Genomic DNA, 4,153 nt, shown 5'->3' with positions numbered 1-4,153 from the left:
CAACCGACCGCCAGACCGGGCGACCGCCACGCGAAAGACACCAGCCACCTAGGCGAGGCCGTGCTCGATCGCGTAGCGGACCAGCGCGGCCCGCCCCGGCACATCGAACTTCCGCAGGGTCCGCTGGATGTGGTTCTCCACCGTGCGCGGCGACAGCACGAGCCGCGTCGCGATCTGGCGGGCGGTGAGCCCTTCAACCACCAGCCGCAGCACCTCGGACTCCCGCTCGGTGAGCCGCGGTGTCGCCGCGTCGGCCGCACCCCCGTGGGCGCGAGCGGCGGCGTCGAGGGCCCGCTCGGCGAGGCCCTCGCCGAAGGCCGGCCCACCGGCGGCCGCCGCGCGCAGGACCTCGGCGAGGGCGGGGTCGGTGCGCAGGACGTAGCCGGTCGCCCCCGCACGGACGACGTCGAGCACGAGCTCCGGCCCCGTGCCGGTCCCGACGACGGGCAGTTCGGGCAGCGCCGCGGCGAGCGTCTCGACGGCCTGCAGGGCGGCCGGCCCGGCGTCGGCGTCGACCAGCACGACCTGCGGCCGGAGTGCGCGGGCCGCGGCGAGGGCGTCGGCGGGCGGCACGGCGGCGCGCACCGCGACCCCGGGGACGGGTAGCTCCCCGACGACGAGTACCGCCAGCTCCACCCCGGCCCCCTTCCGCGAGAAGAGGATCATGCCGAGCGGACCGGCGGTCCGGGGAGTACCGGACGCCCGGAATCACCGTTTCGGAGCAGAACGTGCCCGTCCGGGCACTGAACGTGCGACCGGGCCGGGGTCTCGGTCCTTCAACCGGGCCGCGATGTCGGCCAGCACGGCCTCGACGTCGGCGTCGAGGGCCACGGCGACCGGCGGGCCGGGCGCGTCCGGACGGCCGTCGGGCACCACCACGCCGCGGGCCGGCCCGAGGTCGCAGGCCACGAGCAGCGGCATCGGCGTGGTGTGCAGGATGCCGGGGCGGATCGCCTCCATCAGCGCGACGGCGTCGTGCAGGGCGACGACGTCGCGGCCGTAGTGCTCGCGGAAGGCGATCCGGTAGGCCGCGATCACGTCGGCGAGCACCGCCCCGGTGGGTCCGCCCGCGGCGAGCCCGGCGACCCAGTCCGCCCCCGCGGCGCAGCGCAGCGTGAGGTCCAGCGGCACCAGCGTGACGGGCACCTCGGGCTGGGTGAGGACGCGGTGGGCGGCCTCGGGATCGGCGTAGACGTTGAACTCCGCGGCGGCTGCGGTGTTGCCGCCGCGCAGCGAGCCGCCCATGATCACGAACCGGCCGATGCGCTCGGCCAGCTCGGGATGGGCGGCGAGCAGCACGGCGCAGTTCGTCAGCGGGCCGATTGCCGCGATCGTGACCGGCTCCGTGGCGGCGCGCAGCACGTCGGCCATGAGCTCGACGGCCGGGCGGGGGTCGAGCGGGGCCAGGTCCGGCAGGGCCCCCGCACGCCCGCCGAGGCCGTCCGCCCCGTGCCATCGCGCGGCGCGTTCGAGCTGCGGGTGCACCAGCGGACGGGCCGCTCCGCGGGCGACCGGGACGTCCGGCCGCCCGGCGAGGGCGACGAGCCGCCGCGCATTGGGCAGGGTGTGCTCGAGGCCGACGTTCCCGAAGGTGGCGGTGACCGCCCGGACGTCGAGCTCCGGGCTGCGCAGCGCGAGGACGAGGGCCACGGCGTCGTCCACGCCCGGGTCGGTGTCGAGGATCAGCGGCGTCGGCACCCCACGACCCTAGGAGGTGCTATTCGCTGCGCGTCGGCTCGCTCTCGTTCTCGCGGTCCAGCTCGTGGGCGGCGTCGTCGGTGGCGCCGGCGTCGTGCCGGTCGCTCGGGGTCCGGGGGTTGCCCTCGTGGTCGTAGTCGCCGCGGGCCGTGCCGGACCCGTCGCCGGTCAGCGCGTGGTCCGCGCCCTCGTCGCCGGGGGCGTCGCCGGTGCGCTCGGTCATGGGACCTCCGTTGCTCGGGTGGTCGGATCGCGTCCGGGGTGCTTCCCCGGACCGGTCGCCGGGCAAACGCGGGCCCCGGTTTAGGGTCGGCCATGACCTCGATGTGGGGCGCCCCGTTCCGGGAGCGCTGGGCGCGCCGGCGTCGCGACCCGGAGCAGGTCCGCTTCCTCACCGTGGCCTCGCTGCGCTGGGTGCTCCGGCACCGTGCCTGGACGCCCTGGTACCTGGTCCGCTACTGGCGGCTGCTGCGCTTCCGCGCCGCGAACCCCCACGTCGTGCTCCGCGGCATGGTGTTCCTGGGGCGCGACCTCGAGATCGTCGCCCGGCCCGGGTACGGGCGCCTGGAGATCGGCCGCTGGGTCCACATCGGCGACGGCAACTCGCTGCGCTGCCACGAGGGCTCGATGCGGATCGGGGACAAGGTGGTCCTCGGCCGCAACAACACGATCAACTGTTATCTCGACGTCGAGATCGGGGCCGCCTCGATCGTCGCCGACTGGGTCTACGTGACCGACTTCGACCACCGGACCGACGACGTGCACGTCCCGATCAAGGACCAGGGCATCGTCAAGGCGCCCGTCCGGATCGGGCCGGACACCTGGATCGGGGTGAAGGTCTCGGTGCTGCGCGGCTCGCGGGTCGGTCGGGGCAGCGTCCTCGGCGCGCACGCGGTCGTGCGCGGCGACATCCCGGAGTACTCGATCGCGGTCGGCTCACCCGCCCGGGTCGTCCGGAACCGGGTCGAGGACTACGAGGCCGCGGCGGCGGAGCGGGCGGCCGTGGCGGACATGGCCCGCAAGCAGCGCGCGGCGGTGGAGCGGCGGCTCAAGCGGGTGTGAGGACGTTGCCCGACGGGATCTTCGGACGCGGGAGCTCCTGCGGGCCGCCGTGCGGCGCCGTCGCGTAGACCTCGGCCGTGCGGGCGGCGATGCCGCGCCAGGAGAAGTCGGTGCGCAGCCGCGCCCGCGCCGCGCGGGCCCGCCCGGCCGCGGCCCGGGGATCGGCCAGCGCCCGGTCCACGGCGGCGGCGAGGCCGGGGACGTCGCCGGGCGGGAACGACCAGCCCGTCTCGCCCTCCACGACCAGCTCGCCGAGCCCGCCCGCGGTCGACGCGACGAGCGTGGCCCCGGCAGCCGCGGCCTCCAGGGCCACGATCCCGAACGGCTCGTAGCGGCTCGGCAGCACGACGGCGTCGGCGGCGGCGAGCAGGCCGGCCAGGTCGCCGTCGGGCAGGTGGCCGGTGAAGGCCGCCGCGCGGCCGACCCGGTGCCGGCGCGCTTCGGCCCGCAGGAAGTCCCGCTGGGTGCCCGTGCCCGCGACCAGCAGCCGGGTGCCGGGGTGCCGCCGCCGGATCCGCGGCAGCGCGGCGAGGAGGTCCTGCACTCCCTTCTCGTACTCCAGGCGCCCGACGAACAACAGCAGCGGCACGTCCCCGGGCGCGTACCGCGCCCGCACGGCGGCCGCGCGCTCGCGGCCGACCCGCCAGCCGCGGGCGTCGATGCCGTTGTGGACCACGTGGATCGCCTCGGGCTCGAGCTCGAAGAGCTGCGCGACCTCGGCCCGCATGGCCGCCGAGCAGGTGATGACAGCATCGGCGCGGTTCGCCAGCGCCCACTCGACCGAGTGAATCTGCCGGTTCAGCGGGGCCGAGAGCCAGCCCGCGTGCCGGCCCGCCTCGGTGGCGTGCACGGTGGCGACGAGGGGCGCACCCAGGACGTCGGCCAACGTGGTGGCGGGGTGGGCGACGAGCCAGTCGTGGGCGTGCACGACGTCGGGCCGCCAGTCACCGAGCCGGGTCAGCGCGGTGCGGACCAGGGTGTGCCCCATCGCGAGCGTCCAGGCCACGAGGTCGCGCGCGAACTCCAGGTGGGCGGGGTCCTCCGCGGCGCGCAGCACCCGGATGCCGCGGGTGTGCCGGTCGGTGGTGGGGTGGGTGCCCGCGTCCGTCCCGGCCGGCTGCCGGGTGAGGACGACGACCTCGTGCCCGGCCGCGGCGAGCTCGCGGGCCAGCGCGTGCACGTGCCGGCCCAGCCCGCCGACCACGACCGGCGGGTACTCCCACGACACCAGCAGCACGCGCATCGCGGCCGATCCTGGCAGGTCGCCGCCTGCTGGTTACCGCCGGGTAGGAATCAGGCCGCCCGGCGGTCGGCCCGTCGTCGCCGATACCGTGTCGTTGCACGCCGACACGATCGGAGAGGCGCATGCGGGGGCTCGGGGGAGCGCTGGTCG

Annotated in this window: 5 protein-coding genes; 1 reads left to right on the top strand and 4 read right to left on the bottom strand. The window is 76.5% G+C overall.

The window, feature by feature from the left end; translation table 11 throughout:
- Window positions 1-48: 48 nt before the first annotated feature.
- From LWC33_RS34320 to LWC33_RS34310, 3 genes are read right to left on the bottom strand one after another with little or no spacing between them, the layout of a single operon-like run.
- Window positions 49-666 carry a helix-turn-helix transcriptional regulator gene (locus tag LWC33_RS34320; protein ID WP_233308881.1) on the bottom strand — a complete coding sequence of 206 codons (618 nt, stop codon included), beginning with the start codon at window positions 664-666 and terminating at the stop codon, window positions 49-51.
- A 42-nt stretch (window positions 667-708) separates the two neighbouring features.
- Window positions 709-1,698, bottom strand: coding sequence for a nucleoside hydrolase (locus LWC33_RS34315; protein ID WP_233308880.1), 990 nt, complete (start codon window positions 1,696-1,698; stop codon window positions 709-711).
- A gap of 19 nt (window positions 1,699-1,717) precedes the next feature.
- On the bottom strand, window positions 1,718-1,921 hold the full coding sequence (locus LWC33_RS34310; RefSeq protein ID WP_233308879.1) for a hypothetical protein: 204 nt from the start codon (window positions 1,919-1,921) through the stop codon (window positions 1,718-1,720).
- A 92-nt stretch (window positions 1,922-2,013) separates the two neighbouring features.
- On the opposite strand from LWC33_RS34310, the gene LWC33_RS34305 reads away from it, so the two are divergent.
- Window positions 2,014-2,760, top strand: coding sequence for an acyltransferase (locus LWC33_RS34305; protein WP_233308878.1), 747 nt, complete (start codon window positions 2,014-2,016; stop codon window positions 2,758-2,760).
- On the opposite strand, the gene LWC33_RS34300 is transcribed toward LWC33_RS34305, so the two are convergent.
- Complete coding sequence (locus LWC33_RS34300; RefSeq protein ID WP_233308877.1) at window positions 2,747-4,003, bottom strand: glycosyltransferase family 4 protein; 1,257 nt, start codon at window positions 4,001-4,003, stop codon at window positions 2,747-2,749. The two genes, LWC33_RS34305 and LWC33_RS34300, sit on opposite strands and share 14 nt — an antisense overlap.
- Between the last annotated feature and the right edge of the window lie 150 nt (window positions 4,004-4,153).

This window comes from Pseudonocardia terrae (assembly GCF_021343995.1).
Classification (GTDB): domain Bacteria; phylum Actinomycetota; class Actinomycetes; order Mycobacteriales; family Pseudonocardiaceae; genus Pseudonocardia; species Pseudonocardia terrae.
Note: the sequence above shows the minus strand (reverse complement) of the source record. Positions and strands in the feature narration are given on the sequence as shown.

Excerpts from the sequence above, each read along its gene's own strand:
- LWC33_RS34305 (WP_233308878.1), top strand. The coding sequence starts at position 2,014 with ATGACCTCGATGTGGGGCGCCCCGTTCCGGGAGCGCTGGGCGCGCCGG.
- LWC33_RS34300 (WP_233308877.1), bottom strand. The coding sequence starts at position 4,003 with ATGCGCGTGCTGCTGGTGTCGTGGGAGTACCCGCCGGTCGTGGTCGGC.
- LWC33_RS34320 (WP_233308881.1), bottom strand. The coding sequence starts at position 666 with ATGATCCTCTTCTCGCGGAAGGGGGCCGGGGTGGAGCTGGCGGTACTC.
- LWC33_RS34310 (WP_233308879.1), bottom strand. The coding sequence starts at position 1,921 with ATGACCGAGCGCACCGGCGACGCCCCCGGCGACGAGGGCGCGGACCAC.